This window comes from Pseudomonas sp. NY15354, assembly GCF_048068075.1.
Classification (GTDB): Bacteria; Pseudomonadota; Gammaproteobacteria; order Pseudomonadales; family Pseudomonadaceae; genus Aquipseudomonas; species Aquipseudomonas guariconensis_C.
The window spans coordinates 112,079-134,994 of the sequence record NZ_JBLUPV010000008.1 but is presented as its reverse complement, the minus strand read 5'-3'; the positions used below and the strand labels follow the sequence as shown (position 1 = coordinate 134,994).

General features: G+C 60.9%; 21 protein-coding genes and 2 pseudogenes. 4 read left to right on the top strand and 19 right to left on the bottom strand.

From position 1 onward, the window contains the following. The first annotated feature begins 98 nt into the window (after nucleotides 1-98). A complete protein-coding gene (locus tag ACNFCH_RS10935; protein ID WP_337157196.1) occupies nucleotides 99-605 on the top strand; it encodes a GNAT family N-acetyltransferase in 507 nt (168 codons plus the stop codon). Here ACNFCH_RS10935 and ACNFCH_RS10930 read toward each other — a convergent pair. Genes ACNFCH_RS10930 through ACNFCH_RS10920 form a run of 3 tightly spaced genes read right to left on the bottom strand, consistent with a single transcriptional unit; the run spans nucleotide 591 to nucleotide 3,229 of the window. Continuing rightward, entirely contained in the window at nucleotides 591-2,153 is a 1,563-nt protein-coding gene (locus ACNFCH_RS10930) for a sensor domain-containing diguanylate cyclase (RefSeq protein ID WP_337157195.1), read from the bottom strand. The two genes, ACNFCH_RS10935 and ACNFCH_RS10930, sit on opposite strands and share 15 nt — an antisense overlap. A 42-nt stretch (nucleotides 2,154-2,195) precedes the next feature. Next, the gene (gene xth, locus ACNFCH_RS10925) at nucleotides 2,196-2,990 is read right to left on the bottom strand and encodes an exodeoxyribonuclease III (RefSeq protein ID WP_337157194.1); all 795 of its coding nucleotides are present in this window, start codon (nucleotides 2,988-2,990) and stop codon (nucleotides 2,196-2,198) included. Beyond that, a complete protein-coding gene (locus tag ACNFCH_RS10920; RefSeq protein ID WP_337157193.1) occupies nucleotides 2,987-3,229 on the bottom strand; it encodes a hypothetical protein in 243 nt (80 codons plus the stop codon). The genes xth and ACNFCH_RS10920 overlap by 4 nt, the downstream gene beginning before the upstream one ends. 166 nt (nucleotides 3,230-3,395) lie before the next feature. On the opposite strand from ACNFCH_RS10920, the gene ACNFCH_RS10915 reads away from it, so the two are divergent. Beyond that, nucleotides 3,396-3,896, top strand: coding sequence for a DUF4142 domain-containing protein (locus ACNFCH_RS10915; RefSeq protein ID WP_337157192.1), 501 nt, complete (start codon nucleotides 3,396-3,398; stop codon nucleotides 3,894-3,896). Nucleotides 3,897-3,920: 24 nt separating this feature from the next. After that, nucleotides 3,921-4,172, top strand: coding sequence for a hypothetical protein (locus ACNFCH_RS10910; protein ID WP_337157191.1), 252 nt, complete (start codon nucleotides 3,921-3,923; stop codon nucleotides 4,170-4,172). 31 nt (nucleotides 4,173-4,203) lie between these two features. Here ACNFCH_RS10910 and ACNFCH_RS10905 read toward each other — a convergent pair whose 3' ends face one another. From ACNFCH_RS10905 to ACNFCH_RS10835, 15 genes and pseudogenes are all read right to left on the bottom strand, one after another. Further along, complete coding sequence (locus tag ACNFCH_RS10905; protein WP_337157190.1) at nucleotides 4,204-4,371, bottom strand: DUF6021 family protein; 168 nt, start codon at nucleotides 4,369-4,371, stop codon at nucleotides 4,204-4,206. Nucleotides 4,372-4,431: 60 nt separating this feature from the next. Further along, complete coding sequence (locus ACNFCH_RS10900) at nucleotides 4,432-5,337, bottom strand: DNA-binding protein (protein WP_337157189.1); 906 nt, start codon at nucleotides 5,335-5,337, stop codon at nucleotides 4,432-4,434. Between the two features lie 118 nt (nucleotides 5,338-5,455). Then, nucleotides 5,456-7,375 (bottom strand): diguanylate cyclase domain-containing protein, encoded by a 1,920-nt coding sequence (locus tag ACNFCH_RS10895; RefSeq protein ID WP_416742757.1) that lies wholly within the window; start codon nucleotides 7,373-7,375, stop codon nucleotides 5,456-5,458. A 21-nt stretch (nucleotides 7,376-7,396) separates the two neighbouring features. Further along, nucleotides 7,397-9,937, bottom strand: coding sequence for a fused MFS/spermidine synthase (locus ACNFCH_RS10890; protein WP_416742756.1), 2,541 nt, complete (start codon nucleotides 9,935-9,937; stop codon nucleotides 7,397-7,399). Nucleotides 9,938-10,034: 97 nt separating this feature from the next. Further along, the gene (locus ACNFCH_RS10885; protein WP_416742755.1) at nucleotides 10,035-11,612 is read right to left on the bottom strand and encodes an arylsulfatase; all 1,578 of its coding nucleotides are present in this window, start codon (nucleotides 11,610-11,612) and stop codon (nucleotides 10,035-10,037) included. Between the two features lie 109 nt (nucleotides 11,613-11,721). Further along, a complete protein-coding gene (locus tag ACNFCH_RS10880) occupies nucleotides 11,722-12,732 on the bottom strand; it encodes an HAD family hydrolase (protein WP_337157187.1) in 1,011 nt (336 codons plus the stop codon). Between the two features lie 35 nt (nucleotides 12,733-12,767). Then, nucleotides 12,768-13,631 carry a hypothetical protein gene (locus tag ACNFCH_RS10875; RefSeq protein WP_416742754.1) on the bottom strand — a complete coding sequence of 288 codons (864 nt, stop codon included), beginning with the start codon at nucleotides 13,629-13,631 and terminating at the stop codon, nucleotides 12,768-12,770. A 142-nt stretch (nucleotides 13,632-13,773) separates the two neighbouring features. Continuing rightward, nucleotides 13,774-14,736 (bottom strand): SdiA-regulated domain-containing protein, encoded by a 963-nt coding sequence (locus ACNFCH_RS10870; RefSeq protein ID WP_010794530.1) that lies wholly within the window; start codon nucleotides 14,734-14,736, stop codon nucleotides 13,774-13,776. Between the two features lie 45 nt (nucleotides 14,737-14,781). Further along, a complete protein-coding gene (locus ACNFCH_RS10865) occupies nucleotides 14,782-15,141 on the bottom strand; it encodes a TraR/DksA family transcriptional regulator (protein ID WP_003090764.1) in 360 nt (119 codons plus the stop codon). Then, entirely contained in the window at nucleotides 15,141-15,992 is an 852-nt protein-coding gene (locus tag ACNFCH_RS10860) for a universal stress protein (RefSeq protein WP_003090760.1), read from the bottom strand. The genes ACNFCH_RS10865 and ACNFCH_RS10860 overlap by 1 nt, the downstream gene beginning before the upstream one ends. Before the next feature lie 14 nt (nucleotides 15,993-16,006). Next, nucleotides 16,007-17,494 (bottom strand): SulP family inorganic anion transporter, encoded by a 1,488-nt coding sequence (locus ACNFCH_RS10855; RefSeq protein WP_003090759.1) that lies wholly within the window; start codon nucleotides 17,492-17,494, stop codon nucleotides 16,007-16,009. A gap of 556 nt (nucleotides 17,495-18,050) precedes the next feature. After that, the gene (locus tag ACNFCH_RS10850; RefSeq protein WP_001389365.1) at nucleotides 18,051-18,815 is read right to left on the bottom strand and encodes an IS6-like element IS6100 family transposase; all 765 of its coding nucleotides are present in this window, start codon (nucleotides 18,813-18,815) and stop codon (nucleotides 18,051-18,053) included. Between the two features lie 122 nt (nucleotides 18,816-18,937). Then, nucleotides 18,938-19,777: a sulfonamide-resistant dihydropteroate synthase Sul1 gene (gene sul1, locus ACNFCH_RS10845; protein WP_000259031.1), complete on the bottom strand. Its 840-nt coding sequence runs from the start codon at nucleotides 19,775-19,777 to the stop codon at nucleotides 18,938-18,940. Next, nucleotides 19,771-20,118 carry a quaternary ammonium compound efflux SMR transporter QacE delta 1 gene (locus ACNFCH_RS10840; RefSeq protein ID WP_000679427.1) on the bottom strand — a complete coding sequence of 116 codons (348 nt, stop codon included), beginning with the start codon at nucleotides 20,116-20,118 and terminating at the stop codon, nucleotides 19,771-19,773. Before ACNFCH_RS10840 ends, sul1 begins: the two co-directional genes overlap by 7 nt. Nucleotides 20,119-20,234: 116 nt before the next feature. Continuing rightward, nucleotides 20,235-21,073 (bottom strand): annotated as a pseudogene (locus tag ACNFCH_RS10835) (AadA family aminoglycoside 3''-O-nucleotidyltransferase). A 145-nt stretch (nucleotides 21,074-21,218) separates the two neighbouring features. Here ACNFCH_RS10835 and intI1 point away from each other — a divergent pair. After that, nucleotides 21,219-22,016, top strand: a pseudogene (gene intI1 / locus ACNFCH_RS10830) (class 1 integron integrase IntI1); the annotation flags it as partial. Between the two features lie 52 nt (nucleotides 22,017-22,068). Here intI1 and ACNFCH_RS10825 read toward each other — a convergent pair. Further along, the gene (locus tag ACNFCH_RS10825) at nucleotides 22,069-22,773 is read right to left on the bottom strand and encodes an IS6-like element IS26 family transposase (protein ID WP_001067855.1); all 705 of its coding nucleotides are present in this window, start codon (nucleotides 22,771-22,773) and stop codon (nucleotides 22,069-22,071) included. Nucleotides 22,774-22,916: the final 143 nt, after the last annotated feature.

Genomic DNA, 22,916 nt, shown 5'->3' with positions numbered 1-22,916 from the left:
GCTTTTCCATGAAAGGATGAGCGCCACCTCCGCCCTGAGACCACCTTGCACCTTATCTAGAGGCTAATAGACTGGACGCTTTGGCCAAGGACCGCCCGATGCGCATACGCCCTGCTCTTCCCCGCGACCTGCCGCTGCTCCCTGAAGTGGAGCGTTCGGCCGCACAGGCATTCACCGAGTTACCAGGCCTTGCTTGGTTGGCCTCCAGCGATGTGCTCGATCACGCCGCTCATCAGGCCTTTCTGGCGCGGGGCGATAGCTGGGTTGCTGTGGATGATGACGACCGGCCGATCGGCTTCCTCTGCGCGCAGACGGCAGGAAGCGAATTGCACATCCATGAGCTCTCGGTGCATGAACGCGCCCAGGGCAAAGGGTTGGGCCGGCGCCTTTTGCGCGAGGCCATCGACGCTGCGCGCAGCCGTGGTCTGCAAGCGGTCACGCTGACCACCTTCGCCGATGTGCCCTGGAATGCGCCGTTCTACGCCCGCCTCGGTTTCACGACCCTGACGCCTGCGCAGTTGGATGAGCGCCTGCGAGGCATCTTGCGCGATGAGCAGGCGCATGGCTTGTCTGGGCGTTGCGCCATGCGGCTAGCAATTGGCTAGCGCACTGCTCGCCAGGCTGTAGCGGTCCCGCCCCTGACGCTTGGCCTCGTACAGGGCGGCATCGGCGGCAGCCGTCAGGCTTTCCGGCGTGGTGTCTTCCGGTCCTGGATAGCCCACTGCGATCCCGGCACTGGCAGATACCTGCCCCAACGGACTGCCGGCATGCTCGATCACCAGGCGGCGCAGCAGCATCAATATCTCCTGCACGATCGCCACCGCGCCCTGGGCGTCGGTGTTGGGCAGCAACAGCGTGAACTCTTCGCCGCCGTAGCGTACCGCCAGGTCGCCCGGGCGCTTCAGTGCATGGCCAAGCAGTTCGCCGAAGCGCCGCAGGCATTGGTCGCCTGCCGGGTGGCCGTAACGGTCGTTGTAGGCCTTGAAGTAGTCCAGGTCGATCATCACCAGGGCCAAGGGATAACCCTGGCGCCGTGCCCGGCGTATCTCTGCTTCGAACACCCCGTCCAGCCGGCGACGATTGCCAAGGCCGGTCAGGCTGTCGGTCAAGGCCAAGGATTTGAGCGTCTGATGCGCCTGGTGCAAGGCGCGCTCGATGGCGATGCGCTCGCGCAACTGGCGCAGCACCACCCAACCAAAGGCCGCCAGTCCCGACAACAACAGCAGCAATACCGCGATCGACTTGAGCATGTCGTGGCGCCAAGGCGCGATGATCGATTCGCGCGACAAGCCCGCTTCAACCACCAGTGGGTAATGGGCCAAGGCCCGGTAGGCGTACAGGCGTGGCGTCCCGTCGACCACCGCGACCGCCTCCACCACACCCTGATCGGCGTAAGGCAGGTGATTGCGAAAGATATCGCTGTCGGCCAGGCTGCGCCCCACGACCTGCTCGACGAAGGGCCGGCGCACGAGAATGGTGCCATCGCGTTTGGCCAGTACCAGCGCGCCGCGCTCGTCGATCTTGAAGTCGCCGTAGTAACGCACGAACCAATCCACTTTGATCGAACCCAGCAGGACCCCGGCGAAGCTACCGTCGGGGTTGTTCAGCCGCCGTGAGATGGGAATGATCAAGTCGCCCGTGGAGCGGCTGCGCACCACCGAGCCGATGCGCACGTCTCGGTCGGCATGGGTGCGGTGATAGATGAAGTAATCGCGATCGGCATTGTTCGCCCGCGGCGCGATCGTCGGTTGATCGGTGACGATCCAGCGGCCATCGGCGCCATAAACGAACAAGCCATGCAGCTGCGGCATGATCGCTTTCTGTTGCTTGAGCAAGGCGTGCAGTCGAGGCCGATCCAGGTGCTCGAAGCCGTCGCCCTCGATGCGCTCGGCCAGGGCGGAGGTGATCGCATCGACCTGACGAATGGCGTCTTCGGCATGCTGGGCGGTGCCCCTGGCCAGGTTGGTCACCGCATCTTCGGCATTGACGAAGGCATGCCGGTAGTCACGCCAGATCCGCCAGCCTTCGATCAGCACGAAGGCCAGCATCACCACCGCCATGAAGCTCAGAACCAGGCGGAACAAGGCAACGGCGCGGCCCTCGCCGGTCACGGCGAACACCCCCTCCTCGTCCTGCCTCCTGCTTGCAGCCATTACAGTCCCTTGTGTCCAGCACTCACCGCCCTTGACTATAGATCAGTGACGCGGGGGCGCGGACAACTCGATCCAGGCCGGCGCATGGTCGCTGGCCTTGGGTTCGTTGCGTACCCAGGCATGCACGCCGGCGGCCTTGAGCCGTGGCGAAAGTTCGGGGCTGAGCAACAAGTGATCGATGCGCAGGCCCGCGTTTCGGGGCCAGTGATTGCGAAAGTAGTCCCAGAACGTGTAGACCTGCGCATCAGGATGCAGCTGGCGGATCGCATCGCTCCAGCCTTGCTCCAGCAGGCGCTGGTAGCACGCCCGGGATTCTGGCTGGAGCAACGCGTCCTTGAGCCAGGAGCGGGTGTTGTAGATGTCCTGGTCGGTGGGCACCACGTTGAAATCCCCCGCCAGCACCGTGGGGTGAGCGCTGTCGAGTAAGGTCTTGGCATGAGTGATCAGGCACTCGAACCAGCGCAACTTGTAATCGAACTTGGGGCCCGGCTGAGGGTTGCCATTGGGCAGGTACAGGCATGCTATCAAGACGCCCTGCACTGCTGCCTCCAGGTAGCGGCTCTGGCTGTCGTCGTCCATGCCCGGCAACCCCCGACGCACCTCGAGCGGCTCGCTACCGCGGGCCAGGATCGCCACACCGTTCCACGACGCTTGGCCGTGGTACAGGCAGCCATAGCCCGCCGCTTCCAAAGCTTCGCGCGGGAAATCCTTGTCCGCGGCCTTGAGTTCCTGGAGGCAGGCGATGTCGGGCTGCTCGCGCGCCAGCCAGGCCAGCAGCCCTGGCAGTCGGCTACGGATGCCATTGATGTTGAACGTGGCTATTTTCAGCGTCTTCATGCGTCAGGGTCGTCCACATGGGCCTGCACGGCTTCCGCGAGGGCGCGCACATGGGCCTGGTCGGCCAGGGCCTTGAGCGCCAGCCAGTCGTCCCAGTCGATCGCGCCGTCGTCACGCAGCGCTTCGGCAGTACGGACCAGCTCATGATGATAGGCGTCCGGCGATTCGCGGCGATAGCTCGCATCGTCGTACTGGGCGTACCACGCCTCAAGCTCGGGAATGCTGCGTTCGATGCTCATGGGCGGCTCCTCGATGCGACCTTTGAATCTCTGAGCCTTGTGCCGCGCCAATGTTCAAACCAATGACCGTTCGCCTTGGCAGCGCGCAAAAAATCAAACCTTTGCCCACAGGTCGCGCTCAACCGTACGCGACATAGAGGTCGCGCCAATGGATAAGGAGTGACACATGAGCAATCTGTTCCTCAAGCGCGTCGGGTTGACCGTCGCACTCGGCATGGCGTCGATGCAGGTGCTGGCCGCCAGTTCCAACGACTTCGTCGATGAGGCCACCGAGGCCGGCATCGCTGAAGTCGTGGCCGGCAACCTGGCCCAGGAAAAGAGCAAAAGCCCTGAAATCAAGGCCTTCGCTCAGCAAATGGTCACCGACCACACCAAAGCCAACCAGAAGCTCGGCGACATCGCCCGTTCCCTGGACCTGAGCACACCGGATGAAGCCGCGCTGACCGACAAGGTCAAGAAAGTGATCCTGGAATGGCGCGACGAGTCCTTCGACAAGTCCTACATCAACAACCAGGTCGACGCCCATGAAAAAGCCGTGAAGCTGTTCAAGAGCGAGGCCAGCACCTCCGACAAGCCCGAGCTCAAGTCTTTCGCCAGCGAGACCCTGCCCAAGCTCGAGCATCACCTGGAACAGGCCAAGCAACTCCAGGCCAAATATGGCAAATGACCTGCAACGAACGTGAGGCGCGTCATGAGTAACGATGCATTGCGATCAGAGATCCTCACCCGTCTGCTCCATGCCCATCCGCAAGGGTTGGGCAAGGAGCTGCTGGACAACTACCGCGGCGAAAAGGCCGTAGCCGGAATGCTCAAGACCCTACAGGACCAAGGGCTCATCCAGGATGGCAGTGTCGAGGTCGACGCCGAGCACCAACTGAGCGTCGCCTATCCGATCAAGCTGTCGTCCGCTGGGGTCGAGCAAGCCAAGAAGATAGACCGATAACCCGCTGGGGCCGCATTGCGGCCCTTTGCGCTCAGGCTTTCTTTTCGTCATCCCTGGGCGGCTTGGCCGGCCCTTGGGGATCGACTTGCGGGTCTTCGAGATCAGGTGAGTCCGGGTCAAAGCCCAGGTCGTTCGGGTGAGTGGCGTGTTCGGAGGAATGCGGCCCTTGGTCGGGTTTGCGCGGGTCAGATTGATTCATGGCAAGTCTCCAGACGAGTGTCTATGGAAGAACCCATCGCCGCGCATAAGTTTGATTCATCTACCCGCTCTGGTGTCCAGCGGCTGAGGGCCCGCCATCCACCTGCGCCAGGCGCGCTTCGCAGACTGCCAGCGCTGCGGTCCGGGCATCGAGCAGGCCTTGCAAGCGCTCCAGCTGGCGGACCTGGTCGCCGCACAGCTCGCGCTTGTGCTCCAGTTGCGTTGTCTGGTTCTGCAGTTGTCGGCGCATTTCGTCGCTTGCGCCTTGGGCCTGGGCCAGGATCGAGCGCAGCCCCTGAACCTGGGCATCACGTTGCTCCAGTTGTGCCTCCAGCGCTGTGCGCTGCTCCATCGCCTGCCGATGCTCCCCGATCAACCGCTCGTTGTCCCGGTGAAGGCCCGTGGCCTCCTCCTGGCGCACCAGCATGCCCTGCTGCAATTGGCGCAGCTCCACCTGCAGTTGCTGCACCTGTGCGTCCTTGTCGGCCAGGCGCAACTGCACCTCGCCCAGCGCTTGGTTGAGGCTGGCGCTGCGCAATTGTTCGGCCTGCAGGGTGCTTTGGGTGGTCAGCAGTTTTTCGGATTCGGCCTGCAACGCGCTCGCCTGGATCTGCAACTGATGATGCGCTGCCGCCAGCGTCTGTTGCGCCAACTGCAGCTGCGCCTGCAGTTGCTCGCGCTGCGCCTCGAAGTCGGCTTCGGCATCACGGATGCGCGTTTGGGCTTCGTCGTTCAACTGCTCGGCCAGTTGCTCCACGAGTCCGCTCAGCTGTGTACTCAGGCTTGCCGTATCCAAAGGGGCTGGTGGTTGCACCTCCAGTTCCTTGAGATAGCGATGGATGGTGGTCTTGGAGCCGGTATTGCCTAGCTCGATACGGACTGCATCGATACTGGGGTGTTCACCCCGCGCAAGCAGTGCTTGGCGCGCCTGCTGCACCACCACCTTGTTGATACCGACCCGTGCCATCGCTGCCTCTACGATTCATACCGTGGTACATACCACGTAATTGCGTACGAATTTTGCCGTTATCCACAGCGACAATCAACCCTGCCCTTCTGCAGCGAGACACGCATGCCAACACCCGCTACGGGGATCGCTGTTCCTGCGCCGGCTCGATAGCGTCCCCCACGGGCCCGGACTCGGACAAATAGACCTGATTACGCTGACGCTTGGCCTCGTACATCGCCTGGTCAGCGGCCTTGACCAGCGAATCGAGATCTTGCGCATGCTGCGGATACAGCGCGATGCCGATGCTAGGGGTGACGAAGTCGATCACCTGTTCATCGAGCTGCACAGGCTCGCCCAGCACTTGCAGCAACCGCTGCGCCAGCCGCTCGGCATCCTGTTCGCCTGTCCCTGGCAGGATCAACGTGAACTCATCCCCACCCAGCCGATACGCGCGATCAGGCTTGCGCACCGCATCGCGCAAGCGGTTGGCCATGTGCACCAACAAACCGTCGCCCACGTCATGGCCAAAGCGGTCATTGACCTGCTTGAAGCGATCCAGGTCGATGAACAGCAGCGCCACCGGACCTTTGGCATCGGCCAGGCTGCGCTTTAGATGCTCGTAGAAGGCTTTGCGGTTGCCCAGCCCGGTCAGGGCGTCGCAATAGGCCATGTCGTACAACTGGTTCTGGTATTCGACGTGGTCACTGACGTCATGCAGGATGCCGCGATAGCCCTGCACCTGCGCCTGGTGGTCCAGGATGACCGACAAGTGCGTTTCGTAATGGCCAACACTGCCGTCGGCGCGTTGTATGCGGCCTGCGAACGCCGGGGCTTCACCCTGCTCGCAGGTCTCGAACAGCGTGCGCAGTTGCGCTTCGTCGCAGGCCTGCAGCCATTCACTGGCGTTGCGCCCGGTGATGCTCTGCGGTGCCAGCCCCAACAACCGGCAGAACGCAGGGTTCGCAGATTGCAGTCGCCCATGGGTATCGAGTTCGAAGTAGCCCTCTTGCATGGCCCGCAGGATGGCGCGGTCGCGGGCTTCGCTTTGTTCGAGACGATCGAGCATGCGGTTGGCCTCCTGCGCGAGCAACCCCAGCTCATCCTGGCCGCGATCGCTCAAGCGCTGTCCGGCTGTGTCCGGGCCGATACGCACGAACTGTTGGTGCATGCGCGAGATCCTGCGCAGTACCAACCGCTCCAGCCCTAGGTAGATCAGCAACCAGGCCAGTACCGCGAGCAGTGCCGACGCGCCGAAGAACAGATTGATCTGCGCCTTGCCTTCTTTGTACAGGTAACGATCGCGTGTCAGCTCCAGCGCAGGCCGACGTTTGCCGGTGCCATTGTTGAACAGCAAAAAGATGCGCTGGCGGGCGTCATCGAGCACCTGGCGCGGACTGATGGCGATCTGTTGCGCGCCGTCCACCGGTTGGTAAGGCAACAAACGGAGTACGCCGTCGAGCTGGCGCTGCAAGTCGGCAATGCGGGTGCCATTGAGAAAGTGCCCGGCATACAGCACGCCTGCGCTCGTCGAACGGGCCGGATCGAGCGGTACGCCGACCAGTATCATCGGCCCCCCCTGCACGGCCAGCAGTTGCCCAGGCCCGGACAGGACCTCACCGGCTTGCCCCAGGCGTTCGACCCTGTCCAGCACGTCGTCGCGCAATGTCCGCTGGCTTGGGCGCAGCGCTGTATCCAGATACACCAATGACGCCATTTCTACCGGTAGCCACTGCGCGGCGCTGACTCGGCCTTGCGCATCGAGGCGTACCAGAAAGTCGACGTTCATCCGACCCAAAGTCCCGTCGGGCACCGGCAGGATTGCGCCGGTTGCGGCCTCGGGCGCCAGGGCCTGCACAAAACTCTGCAACCGGTCGTGGTCACGCTCGAACTGGTTGTTGAGCAGCGCGCGTATCTGCGCGGCCTGGGCAATCAAACGTTGCTCATCTTCCTGGTCCAGCCGGCCCAGCAGCAAGCCATGGGCCAGGAGGTAGATCAGCACCAGCGCCACCACCAGAGGCGGCGCCAGGAGCCAAAGCAATCGCTTGCGTAATGACATCAAAGCCTCCTGCTCGACGGATCAGCGTGGATTGCCGATAAACCAACGGTAATAAGGGTTATCACCGTCTTCCCGGACGACCGCGCGCACTTCCCTGGCCCAGCCCTGTCGGTCACCCCGGTAGGCCAGCAGGCTCACATCATAGAAGCGCCTCAGACGCTTCCATTGATCATTGACCTGCGCCTGCAGCGAAGGCGGTGCATTGAGCAAAGGGGGATCCCGCCGCAACGCCAAGAGCGCAGGCAGTACCCGGGTGATCTCCTTGGCCCTAACCCAGGGGGCATACTCGATACGCGGTTGGTCGTCGGTCACGGGGCGTGCACCGCCGGCATAGGTTTCCAGGCCCTGGCGGTCGGTGATCCAAGTCGCGAGCAGGGCTGCCGGGGAATCGATCCCGACTTCGCCCAAGGCCCCTGCCACCTGCGGCTGAGCGAAACGCGCCTGGATGCGCGACGCGTCGAGTTCCAGAGGTTGCAACGAGCCGATCAGCAGCATCTCGTGGAACTCGGTGGTCCACAGCGATGCGTAAGGAAAGACATCGATGAAGCTGCGCACCAGCGAACGGCTGTCTTCGTCGTTCTGAGTCGGCAGTGGCAGCCATTGGGCGACGAGCCCGTTTTCGGCCAGCCGACTGGCGGCCAGCTGGTAGAAGTCCCGCGAATACAGGTTCACTACGCCCGCCGCCGACGGCGGTGGCGGCTCCAGGGTGATCATGTCGTAGTGACTGCTGCTACGCAGCAATTCGCGGCGGCCATCGCGCAAGCGGATATCCAGGCGAGGGTCGTTGATAGCGTCGAAGGTGCCACTGAAGTGAGGCGCAGCCTTGAGCACTTCCGGCAACAACTCGGCCACCACCGGGTGTTGCAGCTCGCGGTAGCGCAGCATTGCACCTGCGGTGATGCCGGTGCCAAAGCCGATGACCAATGCCGAACGCGGCTCGCCCCGGTGGATCAGCAGCGGCAGCAAGGCCTGCAGGCGCATGTAGCGCAGCGATGGCATGGCATCCCCGGTGTTGGACACCCCCTGGATGTACAGCCGACTGAACTGCCGTTGCCCCGTGCCTTGACGCACCACCGCCACGGTGCCACCTCGCCCCTCCTGATAGAACGCTAGCTCGCCACTGCGGGTTGCAGGCATCAGATGTGCCAGGTGCTGGGGTGAGGTGAGTATCCCGCAGGCCAGAGTCGCCAGCGCCATCACGCCGACGCCCACGCGCATCCTGCGGCTCACCGCTATGCCCCGCCACACCGCCACTCCACCCACCACGGCTGCGAGCATCGCCAGCACGGCCAGACTCCGTACCAGACCAAGCGCCGGCACCAGCACGAACCCTGTCAGCATCACGCCGAGGATACCGCCCAGGGTATTGAGCGCGACCACCAGGCCCACATCGCGCCCCACGTGATCGCTGTCGACCGTCAAACGCAGGGCCAAGGGAAACGCCGCCCCCAATAACGTGGTTGGCAGGAACACCACGCACAGCCCTGCGACCGCGAAACGCGCCGACATGCCCGCCAGCTCGCTGCCGCCAAGGTTGCGCACCCCGTGTTCGGCCAGGCTCTGCGCACCGATCAACCATTGCCCAAGGCCTGCGATCTGCAGGATCGCAAGCAGTCCGGCGGTGGCGATCAGCAGGCCAAACACCCCCCACGGGTCACGAATCCGATCGGCGTGCCGGGCATACAGCGCGCTACCGATCACCAGACCACACAGATACGTGGCCAGCACCACGGCAAAAGCGAAAGCGCGCGTGCTCATGAACTGCACGATCGATTGAGTCCAGACCACTTCATAGCCGAGCGCCACACCTCCCGCGATGCAGTACAAGGCGATGGCCAAGCGTGCCGGGCCGCTATGGGCGCGGCTGGCCGTGGCCGAACGCGGCGCAGGCGTGACGCTCGACCGCACCACGCGCAGCGCGACGATGGCTGCCAGGACATTGAGCAGCGCCGCGACACAGGCACTGGCCAGCACGCCCAGGCCAGGCAACAGGAGGAATGCTGCGCCGAGGGTTCCCGCGATAGCCCCTGCGGTGTTGGCTGCATACAGCCCGCCGCCGGCACGCCCCATCTGGCCAATGTCGGGAGCCAAAGCCCTGACCAGCACCGGCAATGTTCCGCCCATGAAAAAAGCCGGCAAGCCCACGAGAACAAAAGGCAGCATCCAGGCCCATGCGCCAACGCTGGCCTCTAACCGGGCAAACGCGCCTGCGGCCTGCCCCAGGCAAAGCGTCGCGCCAACGCCGAGCGCCGCAACCAGCAGCTCCAGCCCGGCATAGAGCATCACCGGCCGGCGCAAACGGTCAGCCCAGCGCCCAAAGGCCAGGCCGCCGAAGGCCAGCCCGGCAAAAAACGCACTGATGGCCGTGGTGATGGCATACACCTCGACCCCGACCACCAAAGACAATTGCTTGACCCACAGCACTTGGTACACCAGCGCCGCACCGCCGGACAGAAACATCAGCAAGGCCGGCATCCACAGCTGAAGACGCGCCTGGGCGCGTGCCTGCGTGGCAACCGGGCGAGGCGTGTGCGAACGAGACGAGCGGACGGCTGAGGGCATTGGAACGCCTTATCGTACGAGGGAGGCCCGCGCCGAAACATCGTCGCGGGCCGGAAGGCGGACGCAGGCTATGCCTGCACCCGGTCCCGATTGACGCCTACTTGGCGCCTTTGCTCATCTTGGCCTCGATCTGCTTGTCCACATCGGCCCGAATCTGGTCGATGCTGAAGCTGGCCGGGCGCTGGCTTGGCGGATAGTCGACGAAGGTCTGCAGGAAGGCTGCCGCTCTGCGGGTGCCCTCGAAGATCAAGTAGTCGTTCTTCGCCAGCCAATCGAAGTATTGATCCGAGACCACATCGGCCCGCTCATACGGGTCCATGCGCAGGTTGAACAGCTTCGGCACCCGCAGGCAGGTGAACGGCTCGCTCCAGACCTTGAAACCGCCCGGCGCGCGCTGTTCGCAGAACACCAGCTTCCAGTCGTTGTAACGCATGGCCACCAGGTCGCCGTCATCGCTGAAGTAATAGAATTCCTCGCGGGCGCTCTTGTCTTTCTTGCCGGTCAGGAAGTCCAGCTGGTTATAGCCGTCCAGATGCACCTTGAAGTTCTTGCCGCCCACATCAGCCCCTTTGAGCAGGCGTTCCTTGATGTCCGCGCTGCCCGCAGCCGCCAGCAAGGTGGGGAACCAGTCCAGCCCCGAGAACATCTGCGTCGTCACTTCGCCCGCCTTGATCTTGCCCGGCCAGCGCACCATGGCCGGAACCCGGTAGGCGCCCTCCCAGTTGGAGTTCTTCTCGTTGCGGAACGGCGTGGTCGCCGCATCCGGCCAGGACCACTGGTTCGGCCCGTTGTCGGTGGTGTAGACGACGATGGTGTTGTCGGTCAGCTTGAGGTCGTCCAGCGCCTTGAGCAGTTTGCCGACATCGCCGTCATGCTCGAGCATGCCGTCGGCATACTCGTTGCCGACCATGCCGCTCTGCCCTTTCATCGCCTCGCGTACGTGGGTGAAGGCGTGCATGCGCGTGGTGTTCATCCACACGAAGAACGGTTTGTCGGCCTTGGCCTGCTTGTCGATGAAGTTGATGGCGGCCTGGGTGGTGTCGTCGTCGATGGTTTCCATGCGCTTGCTGTTCAGCGCGCCGGTGTCTTCGATCTTGCCGTCGGCCGTCGAATGGATCACCCCGCGTGGGGACGCGGCCTTGACGAAGGGGTCGTTGGGGTCTTTCGGCCAGTAGGGGCGCTCGGGCTCTTCTTCGGCGTTGAGGTGGTAGAGGTTGCCGAAGAATTCGTCGAAGCCATGGTTGGTCGGCAGGTGCTCGTCGCGGTCGCCCAGGTGGTTCTTGCCGAACTGGCCGGTGGCGTATCCCAGGGCCTTGAGCGCCTGGGCGATGGTCACGTCGCGATCCTGCAAGCCGACCTTGACGCCGGGCATGCCGACCTTGGAGAGGCCGGTACGCAACGCGGACTGGCCCGTGATGAAGGTCGACCGCCCCGCCGTGCAACTGTTCTCGGCGTAATAGTCGGTGAACATCATCCCTTCCTTGGCGATGCGGTCGATGTTGGGGGTCTGGTAGCCGACCACGCCGTGCGCGTATGCGCTGATATTGGTCTGCCCGATGTCATCGCCGAAAATCACCAGGATGTTCGGTTTTTCCGCTGCCGAGGCCATTGAGCATCCCACTATCGCGCTCGCCGTCAGGGCGAGACGCGATAACCACCGTCCTGTGCGCTTCATTGGTGCTTCTCCGTTCTGGTTGCTTGTCGTGTTCCACGACTACCTGAGCATCGAGACGCCGACGGCCTGACAGGTTTTCTCGTTGCCTGCTGTGGTTATGTGTATTGGCTTATGGGTGTGTTTCCTGATCGAAGGGGTATATCCGATTCCATTCCTTGGCCATGTCCACGACCAGCCACTGCTTGTGTCTGGCCTCATCGAGGGCTTTGTCCAGCCGACCCACCCCGCTTTGCCGGTCGTAGGCCCACTCCCGGCCCGCGTCGGTGTGGTGCACCAGGCCCGCCAGCCGACGGCCCGGCCCGGCCATGGTCCACTGCAGCATCTGCAGGTCGCCGTCGGAGTTGCCGAAGGCAAGGATCGGCCGTCGGCCGATATAGGCCTCGATGCTCTCGGGTTTGCCTGGGCCATCGTCATTGTGGGTCAGTGGCGCGAGGCGCTGGATGTTCAGCTCGCCATCGAGGTCCTGGAAGCGGCTGGCGAAGGTGGTGCCGATGACCTGCTCAGGCGGGATGCCATACACCTCCTCGGCGAAGGTGCGCATGAACGCCACTTCGCCGCCGGAGACGATGTAGGTCTTGAAGCCATTGGCACGCAGGTAGGCGAGCAGCTCCAGCATGGGCTGGAAGACCATCTCGGTGTAGGGCCTGTGGGTGCGCGGATGAACGTTGCTGGCGAGCCAACGCCGAGCGTTCTGCGCGAAGGTGTCTGTGCTCATGCCGGTATGGGTGGCCGTGACGATCTGCATAAAGCCTTTCATGCCACTGGCGGCCAAGGTTTTCTGGTCGTTTTCCAGCACGGCCTTGAACGGCTGTTGGTCCTTCCACTGCGGGTGCTGCGGTGCCAAGCGCTTGACCTCGGCCATGGCGAACAGCACCTGGAAGTAAAGCGGCTGCTCGCTCCACAGGGTGCCGTCGTTGTCGAACACTGCGATGCGTTGTGCCGGGGCTACATAGTCCTTGCTGTGCTCGTCGCTCACCGCCTCGACAAAACCGATGATCGCCTCGCGCGATGGGCCGTCGTTCCATGACGGCAACGGATCCGCGGCGCGTGCCAGTACCGGCAGCAACAGGGCCAGGGTGAGCAACCAGTGCATCGAACGCGAGGGGGTCTTCAGATGCATATGACTTCCTTGATGAATGCAGGACCTGGGACGTCTCAGGGGTTCAGTGGTTTCAGGGCGTGTCGATCAGGCGAGGTGCGATGCGGCGGCTCGACGGCGCGGCGCAGCTCAGGCAACACCTGGGCAAACTCGGCGGTTGCGCGCGGGTCCGACGCGCCGCTGCCGTAACGTGATCTGAAGAAAGCTAGCAAACATTTGGAAACAGCAAGGGGTAATGGACGGGAAGCCGTTCTCATTTCACGACATCCCGTCGCTCGACGGTGCCAGACATACAAGGCGCCGAGCTGGGGTGGATCCTGGGACAACTGCCCGGCGACCTGGCGCCAGGCGTAGTCGGCCGAGGCCAGTCGAGCCTGCTCGCGCTGCTGCGACCACTTGCGCCAGCGGCTGCGCAGCGCCACTGCCCAGCCGCGTCCGAGGTAGCCCAGCCCTGCGACCAGAGCCAGGGCCGAGAGTGCCAGCAGCCAGTGGTCAGCGACGTGTATCTGAGCCTTTTGCCCCAAGGCGAGCAGGTCATCGCTGATCGAAAATGGCGCTTGGTAGGCGGCGTCGCCCGTCGCCTCCAGCGCCAGGGCGGGCACCGTGGCGGTCCGTGCTTGTGCCGTGGCGGCCTCCCACCAGTGCAGCTCGATGGCCGGCAGCTGGAAGCGACCAGAGCGTGTCACCACGTAGGTCACAGCGTCCTCCCGCTGCCCACCACTGACCCCGCCTCGCCCATCGCTCAACGGCTTGACCACAGGCGTTTGAGGGTAACGCTTGAGCCCGTCGACCTGGGCAAACGCCGGCGGCGGGATCAACATCGCTTGGGCCGCCAGGGCCTGCACGTGCAGGTGCCGGGTGACGCTGTCACCCACCCGCAAGGGCGTGTGTGAGGGTTCCAGCGTCTGGCTGAATTGCACCTGGCTCGCCACCAGATGTTGTTGCTGGGCGTTGCCGGCAGGCTGGCGTGCGACGAAGTGGGGGAGCCCGCAGAATTCGGAAAAAATCGTACGCTAACAGTTCAAGCGTCCCGGCCACGCCTGACTGTAGCTTGTTGACTGGTCAATCTGTCTCGCGGGTAAAGCGATAGAACAAGTTCGGCTCGCTGACCACGTACAAATACCCTTCATCGTCGATGGTTACGCCTTCGGCTTGGGGTATACCTTTCAGCAAACCAGCAAACCCCCTCGCCAAGGAGCGGAAACTCACCACCTTGCCCTCGTCGGTCATTTCAATCAGCAGTTTCGACTCGTCGCTGAGCAGGATCAGATGGCCGCTCTGTTGATCGAATACAACCGAAGACAAGTCAGTGGCAAACACCTTGTCTTTTACTAGGTTGGACATGTCGCGGACGTGCAGGGAAACGCCTCCTTCCAGGCTGGCACGAAGGCCGCTCACTTCCAGTAATTGCCGGGGGTCACGCTCCTTGGTCACAAACAAACGATCACCTTTTAGGTCGTAGGCGAGCCCTTCAAGGCCTTTGTTGTCCTCCTTGCCAAGCGCCAAGGTTAGCGCTGAATACTGGTCTAGGCTCAATGGTCGATCAGGAGAAAGCTTACCGTATTCGTCGATGGGGATATCCACGATAACCAGGCTCTGCCGCCGCTCTTCGGCAATGACCAGTTGACCGTTGCCGGCATAGGACACCGCTTCCACGTCGTGGAAGCCATCCAGGCTGTAACGTCGCTCCACGTCACCGTCACGACTGAGGGCCAGCAGCTCGTTCGGGCCATTGGTAACCGCCCACAGCAGATTTAGGTCAGGATCGAAGGTCAGGCCCGAAAGGTTGTTGTCCACACCGGGAACCGCCTTAGCATCCAGCTCAACCCGATAGCCAGGCAGCCACACAGAGCGCTCCTGCCAATCGTCTGTGTGCCAGTGGGTCTTGATCCAAAAGTACAGACGATCATCAAGGTGATGAGTACGTACTTGGAATACGGTGAGCAACACAAGGCATACAAGCGCCCACATCCAAACACTTACTTTCCGTGTTCGGCCCAGCCAGTTTTTAGCCATCAAATACATTAGAAGCCTCGTTAAATCAGACTGACGCCACGAGCCGTGATGGTTTCAACCCGACTCGGCGCGGCTGGCACAGGTGATACACAACGGCGTGGCCGGATCGAACTCCAGACGGCCCGAGGCGATCAACTCGCCGCATTGGTTACACCAGCCATAGTCGCCCTCGTGCCAGCGCTTGAGGGCCAGTTGGAGACGGACACGTTCATGCCGTGCACGACTGCGGATCGCATCGTTCATCGCTTGTTGCTGGAGTGCGTCCATTCTCGATAGACGCCCCACCTTGCTTTGATCCAGCTCTACCGATTGCGAGCGAGACTCAGCGTCTCCCAGCAATCGATCCAGCTCGGCAGCCCGCTGTTCCAGTAGGGTCTTGAAATGGGCAAGATCGAGGGCGTCGTCCAGGCTCATTAGCGCAGCAGTAACAGCGGACTGGTGGTGGTACGGAGCATGCTGGTAGTGGTGCTGCCGACCAGGAACTGCCGGATACGTGAGTGTCCATAAGCCCCCATCACTAGCAGATCGATGCCATGCTCTTTCTGATAGGCGTGCAGGGTACGTTCTATTTCACCGCTCCGAGTCTCAGCGCGAACGGTAAATCCGGCGTTGATCAGCACTTTCTGCGCCCAGTCCAGCTGCGCGGACGCTTCGTCGTTCACGGGCCCAACCATGACCAGATGGATCGGCAGCCCCTTCAGCAGCGGGCTGGCTGCCAGCATCTCCACACCCTTGCGGGTTGTAGCGCCGCCATCGAATGCCAGCATCGCGCTCTTGGGCTTTTGGAAGTTGGCCGGGGTGACCAGGATTGGCCGGTGCATGATACGAATAACGCTTTCCAGCTGGCTTCCGACATGCTGACTCAGACCGCCACTAGACTCGCCCTGGCGACCGATAACCAGCAAGCGCGTTTCACTTTGCAGCTCTTGCAAGCTCTCCAGTAAATCGCCATGTCGCTGCTTGGACTCCGGTGCGCGCACACCATCATTCACGGCCCGTTCTTTCGCGGCTGCAAGCATGATTCGCCCTTGTTCAAGGGCCAACTTGCCGCGCTGTTCATCCAGGGAAGCAAGCTCATCAAGCAGGTGCTCGCGGCTGCCAAGGCCAATGTTGCCACTCAAATCTGCTGCAACCGGATACTGGCGCTGATCCAGCACATGCAGGAAGGTCAGCGGCGCTTCCAGGCTCAGACTGGCCCAGGCCGCGTAGTCGCAAACAGCTGGAGCCGAGGTGGAACCGTCGATACAGGCAATTACGTGGGTCATTGTTGTTCTCCTTCTCAGTGGCCCATGAGTTGATCAATGGCGTCAGGTTTATCGTGAACACCAAAGCGATCCACGATAGTGGCGCTGGCCTCGTTTAAGCCCAGCACTTCGACTTCAGTACCTTCACGGCGGAACTTAATGACTACCTTGTCCAGGGCTGCAACAGCGGTGATATCCCAGAAGTGTGCACGATTCAGGTCGATGGTTACCTTGTTCAGGGCTTCCTTGAAGTCGAAGGCTGCGACGAACTTGTCAGCCGAGCTGAAGAACACCTGACCGGTGACGTTATAGCTACGATGCTCGCCGGCTTCGTCCAGCGAAGAACTGATCGCCATGTAATGGCCAACCTTGTTGGCGAAGAACATCGCAGCCAGTAGCACGCCGGCTAACACGCCGAAGGCCAGGTTGTGGGTGGCCACCACGACCACCACGGTGACGACCATGACAATGTTGGTCGACAACGGATGCTTCTTCAGGTTGCGCAGCGAATCCCAACTGAAGGTGCCGATGGACACCATGATCATCACTGCCACCAGCGCAGCCATTGGGATCTGCTTCAGCCAGTCGCCGAGGAAAACCACCATCAGCAGCAGAAATACGCCTGCGGCAAGAGACGACAGGCGAGAACGACCGCCGGATTTCACGTTAATGATCGACTGACCAATCATCGCGCAGCCAGCCATACCGCCGATCAGACCCGAAGCAATGTTGGCCACGCCCTGGCCCTTGCACTCGCGGTTCTTGTCACTCGGGGTGTCGGTCAGGTCGTCGACAATGGTCGCGGTCATCATCGACTCCAACAGACCGACCACAGCCAGTGCTGCCGAATAAGGAAAGATGATGGCCAGCGTCTCGAATGTCAGCGGCACATCAGGCCAGAGGAAGATCGGTAGCGTATCCGGCAGTTCACCCATATCACCGACCGTGCGGATATCCAGACCAACCGACATGGCGACGGCGGTCAGCACGATGATGCACACCAGCGGCGATGGGATGAGCTTGCCGATCTTGGGGACATAGGGGAACAGATAGATGATGCCGAGGCCTGCGGCTGTCATGGCGTAGACGTGCCAGGTGACATTAGTCAGCTCGGGCAGCTGAGCCATGAAAATCAGGATCGCCAGTGCATTGACAAAACCGGTCACCACCGAGCGCGAGACGAAGCGCATCAGCGATCCGAGCTTCAGGTAGCCAGCAGCAATTTGTAGCACGCCACATAGCAGCGTGGCGGCCAGCAGATATTCAAGACCATGGTTCTTGACCAGAGTCACCATCAGCAGTGCCATGGCACCCGTTGCGGCCGAAATCATGCCTGGGCGGCCACCGACAAAGGCGATCACCACAGCGATACAGAAAGAGGCGTAAAGGCCGACCTTAGGGTCAACGCCAGCAATGATCGAGAAGGCGATGGCTTCAGGGATTAGGGCCAGTGCGACCACAAGACCGGCGAGGATGTCGCCACGGATGTTGGATAACCAGGTTTGTTTTAACGAGTGGAGCATCAGAATTCCCAAGGCAATGGATCGCGCAGCACAGCATGGCGCAGGCCAAGTGCAGCTGGTCGATACGAGGTCAAATGTCGGATGTAGAGGAGCTGTGGCGGGTGTTAAAACCTAAAGCACAGCAGAAAGCGACCGCTGGCAGAGCAAGCAGTCACAGATGATGCGGGGGGGCGAAGCGCTATGGCGGCGTAGGCAGCCAGATCATGTTTTGCAGGGTAAGCATGAGGTCTTATCGAGTGTCTTTAGTAACTCAATGGCCGCAACAGTCTACAGGAAGAGGGCAATTTCTGCGAGTCACCCCCGGACTAGGGCGTCCTGTTTGGATGTCAGCCTGAGCTATACCCTAACTGTGTCATTTTCAGAAGACGACTGCACCAGTTGATTGGGCGTAATGGCTGTTGTGCAGCCAGCTCCTGACAGTTCAATATCAGAAGTGATCTGCACCAATCTCGACTATGCTCAATACTCGTGTGCACCAAAGCGAGGTGAGCATGGCGACGGAGGCTCTGTTGCAAAGATTGGCGGCAGTCAGAGGTAGGCTGTCGCTCTGCGCCGATCAGGCGGCTGCTGCGAAATGGTGGTTGAGCATGCCCATGGCCTCCGTCAGCGCCGAGGGCCCAATGCCAAAAGCTCTCTCCACAAGGCGCACCTCGCCCCTGATGCCGGGCTGCAGGCACCAGGGGCGAGCCTGTCCTTTGCGCAGGGCTCGCATGACTTCGAATCCCTTGATCGTGGCATAGGCCGTGGGGATCGATTTGAAACCGCGCACCGGCTTGATCAGTATCTTGAGCTTTCCGTGATCGGCCTCGATCACGTTATTGAGATACTTCACCTGCCGGTGGGCCGTCTCCCGGTCCAGCTTTCCTTCGCGCTTCAATTCGGTGATCGCTGCACCATAGCTCGGCGCTTTGTCGGTATTGAGCGTGGCAGGCTTTTCCCAGTGCTTCAGGCCTCGCAGGGCCTTGCCCAGGAACCGCTTCGCTGCCTTGGCGCTGCGGGTCGGCGACAGGTAGAAATCGATCGTGTCGCCCCGCTTGTCGACTGCCCGGTACAGGTAGGTCCACTTGCCCCGCACCTTGACGTAGGTTTCATCCAGGCGCCAGCTCGGATCAAAGCCACGCCGCCAGAACCAGCGCAGCCGCTTCTCCATCTCCGGGGCGTAGCACTGGACCCAGCGATAGATCGTCGTATGGTCGACCGAAATGCCGCGTTCCGCCAGCATTTCCTCAAGGTCGCGATAGCTGATCGGATAGCGACAATACCAGCGCACCGCCCACAGGATCACATCACCCTGGAAATGGCGCCACTTGAAATCCGTCATCGTTCCGTCCGTCCAATCTCCGCCAAGCATGCTCAAGCTTCACGATTTTTGCAACAGAGCCTCTGCGCCCACCTTCGCGGAACCTGACCAGGGTCCGCTAGCGGGCGGCCGGAAGGTGAATGCTAGGCATGATCTAACCCTCGGTCTCTGGCGTCGCGACTGCGAAATTTCGCGAGGGTTTCCGAGAAGGTGATTGCGCTTCGCAGATCTCCAGGCGCGTGGGTGCGGACGTAGTCAGCGCCATTGCCGATCGCGTGAAGTTCCGCCGCAAGGCTCGCTGGACCCAGATCCTTTACAGGAAGGCCAACGGTGGCGCCCAAGAAGGATTTCCGCGACACCGAGACCAATAGCGGAAGCCCCAACGCCGACTTCAGCTTTTGAAGGTTCGACAGCACGTGCAGCGATGTTTCCGGTGCGGGGCTCAAGAAAAATCCCATCCCCGGATCGAGGATGAGCCGGTCGGCAGCGACCCCGCTCCGTCGCAAGGCGGAAACCCGCGCCTCGAAGAACCGCACAATCTCGTCGAGCGCGTCTTCGGGTCGAAGGTGACCGGTGCGGGTGGCGATGCCATCCCGCTGCGCTGAGTGCATAACCACCAGCCTGCAGTCCGCCTCAGCAATATCGGGATAGAGCGCAGGGTCAGGAAATCCTTGGATATCGTTCAGGTAGCCCACGCCGCGCTTGAGCGCATAGCGCTGGGTTTCCGGTTGGAAGCTGTCGATTGAAACACGGTGCATCTGATCGGACAGGGCGTCTAAGAGCGGCGCAATACGTCTGATCTCATCGGCCGGCGATACAGGCCTCGCGTCCGGATGGCTGGCGGCCGGTCCGACATCCACGACGTCTGATCCGACTCGCAGCATTTCGATCGCCGCGGTGACAGCGCCGGCGGGGTCTAGCCGCCGGCTCTCATCGAAGAAGGAGTCCTCGGTGAGATTCAGAATGCCGAACACCGTCACCATGGCGTCGGCCTCCGCAGCGACTTCCACGATGGGGATCGGGCGAGCAAAAAGGCAGCAATTATGAGCCCCATACCTACAAAGCCCCACGCATCAAGCTTTTGCCCATGAAGCAACCAGGCAATGGCTGTAATTATGACGACGCCGAGTCCCGACCAGACTGCATAAGCAACACCGACAGGGATGGATTTCAGAACCAGAGAAAGAAAATAAAATGCGATGCCATAACCGATTATGACAACGGCGGAAGGGGCAAGCTTAGTAAAGCCCTCGCTAGATTTTAATGCGGATGTTGCGATTACTTCGCCAACTATTGCGATAACAAGAAAAAGCCAGCCTTTCATGATATATCTCCCAATTTGTGTAGGGCTTATTATGCACGCTTAAAAATAATAAAAGCAGACTTGACCTGATAGTTTGGCTGTGAGCAATTATGTGCTTAGTGCATCTAACGCCGGAGTTAAGCCGCCGCGCGTAGCGCGGTCGGCTTGAACGAATTGTTAGACATCATTTACCAACTGACTTGATGATCTCGCCTTTCACAAAGCGAATAAATTCTTCCAAGTGATCTGCGCGTGAGGCCAAGTGATCTTCTTTTTGTCCCAGATAAGCTTGCTTAGCTTCAAGTAAGACGGGCTGATACTGGGCAGGTAGGCGTTTTATTGCCCAGTCGGCAGCGACATCCTTCGGCGCGATTTTGCCGGTTATTGCGCTGTACCAAATGCGGGACAACGTAAGCACTACATTTCGCTCATCGCCGGCCCAGTCGGGCTGCGAGTTCCATAGCTTCAAGGTTTCCCTCAGCGCCTCGAATAGATCCTGTTCAGGAACCGGGTCAAAGAATTCCTCCGCTGCCGGACCTACCAAGGCAACGCTATGTTCTCTTGCTTTTGTAAGCAGGATAGCTAGATCAATGTCGATCATGGCTGGCTCGAAGATACCCGCAAGAATGTCATTGCGCTGCCATTCTCCAAATTGCAGCTCGCGCTTAGCCGGATAACGCCACGGGATGATGTCGTCATGCACGACAAGGGTGACTTCTATAGCGCGGAGCGTCTCGCTCTCGCCAGGGAAAGCCGAAGCCTCCATAAGGTCATTGAGCAATGCTCGCCGCGTCGTTTCATCAAGCTTTACGGCCACAGTAACCAACAAATCAATATCGCTGTATGGCTTCAGGCCGCCATCCACTGCGGAGCCGTACAAATGCACGGCCAGCAACGTTGATTCCAGATGGCGCTCAATGACGCTTAGCACCTCTGATAGTTGGTTCGAAATTTCGATGGTCACCGCTACCCTCATGATGTCTAACTTTGTTTTAGGGCGACTGCCCTGCTGCGTAACATCGTTGCTGCTCCATAACATCAAACATCGACCCACGGCGTAACGCGCTTGCTGCTTGGATGCCCGAGGCATAGACTGTACAAAAAAACAGTCATAACAAGCCATGAAAACCGCCACTGCGCCGTTACCACCGCTGCGTTCGGTCAAGGTTCTGGACCAGTTGCGTGAGCGCATACGCTACTTGCATTACAGTTTACGAACCGAACAGGCTTATGTCCACTGGGTTCGTGCCTTCATCCGTTTCCACGGTGTGCGTCACCCGGCAACCTTGGGCAGCAGCGAAGTCGAGGCATTTCTGTCCTGGCTGGCGAACGAGCGCAAGGTTTCGGTCTCCACGCATCGTCAGGCATTGGCGGCCTTGCTGTTCTTCTACGGCAAGGTGCTGTGCACGGATCTGCCCTGGCTTCAGGAGATCGGAAGACCTCGGCCGTCGCGGCGCTTGCCGGTGGTGCTGACCCCGGATGAAGTGGTTCGCATCCTCGGTTTTCTGGAAGGCGAGCATCGTTTGTTCGCCCAGCTTCTGTATGGAACGGGCATGCGGATCAGTGAGGGTTTGCAACTGCGGGTCAAGGATCTGGATTTCGATCACGGCACGATCATCGTGCGGGAGGGCAAGGGCTCCAAGGATCGGGCCTTGATGTTACCCGAGAGCTTGGCACCCAGCCTGCGCGAGCAGCTGTCGCGTGCACGGGCATGGTGGCTGAAGGACCAGGCCGAGGGCCGCAGCGGCGTTGCGCTTCCCGACGCCCTTGAGCGGAAGTATCCGCGCGCCGGGCATTCCTGGCCGTGGTTCTGGGTTTTTGCGCAGCACACGCATTCGACCGATCCACGGAGCGGTGTCGTGCGTCGCCATCACATGTATGACCAGACCTTTCAGCGCGCCTTCAAACGTGCCGTAGAAGGCACTGTTGCAAAGTTAGCGATGAGGCAGCCTTTTGTCTTATTCAAAGGCCTTACATTTCAAAAACTCTGCTTACCAGGCGCATTTCGCCCAGGGGATCACCATAATAAAATGCTGAGGCCTGGCCTTTGCGTAGTGCACGCATCACCTCAATACCTTTGATGGTGGCGTAAGCCGTCTTCATGGATTTAAATCCCAGCGTGGCGCCGATTATCCGTTTCAGTTTGCCATGATCGCATTCAATCACGTTGTTCCGGTACTTAATCTGTCGGTGTTCAACGTCAGACGGGCACCGGCCTTCGCGTTTGAGCAGAGCAAGCGCGCGACCATAGGCGGGCGCTTTATCCGTGTTGATGAATCGCGGGATCTGCCACTTCTTCACGTTGTTGAGGATTTTACCCAGAAACCGGTATGCAGCTTTGCTGTTACGACGGGAGGAGAGATAAAAATCGACAGTGCGGCCCCGGCTGTCGACGGCCCGGTACAGATACGCCCAGCGGCCATTGACCTTCACGTAGGTTTCATCCATGTGCCACGGGCAAAGATCGGAAGGGTTACGCCAGTACCAGCGCAGCCGTTTTTCCATTTCAGGCGCATAACGCTGAACCCAGCGGTAAATCGTGGAGTGATCGACATTCACTCCGCGTTCAGCCAGCATCTCCTGCAGCTCACGGTAACTGATGCCGTATTTGCAGTACCAGCGTACGGCCCACAGAATGATGTCACGCTGAAAATGCCGGCCTTTGAATGGGTTCATGTGCAGCTCCATCAGCAAAAGGGGATGATAAGTTTATCACCACCGACTATTTGCAACAGTGCCCATAGGCTTCATCAGCGCCTGACTGGCGAGCACGATTCCGGCCCTAGCCGCAGGATCGCGCAGGACGACCTAGTTACGAA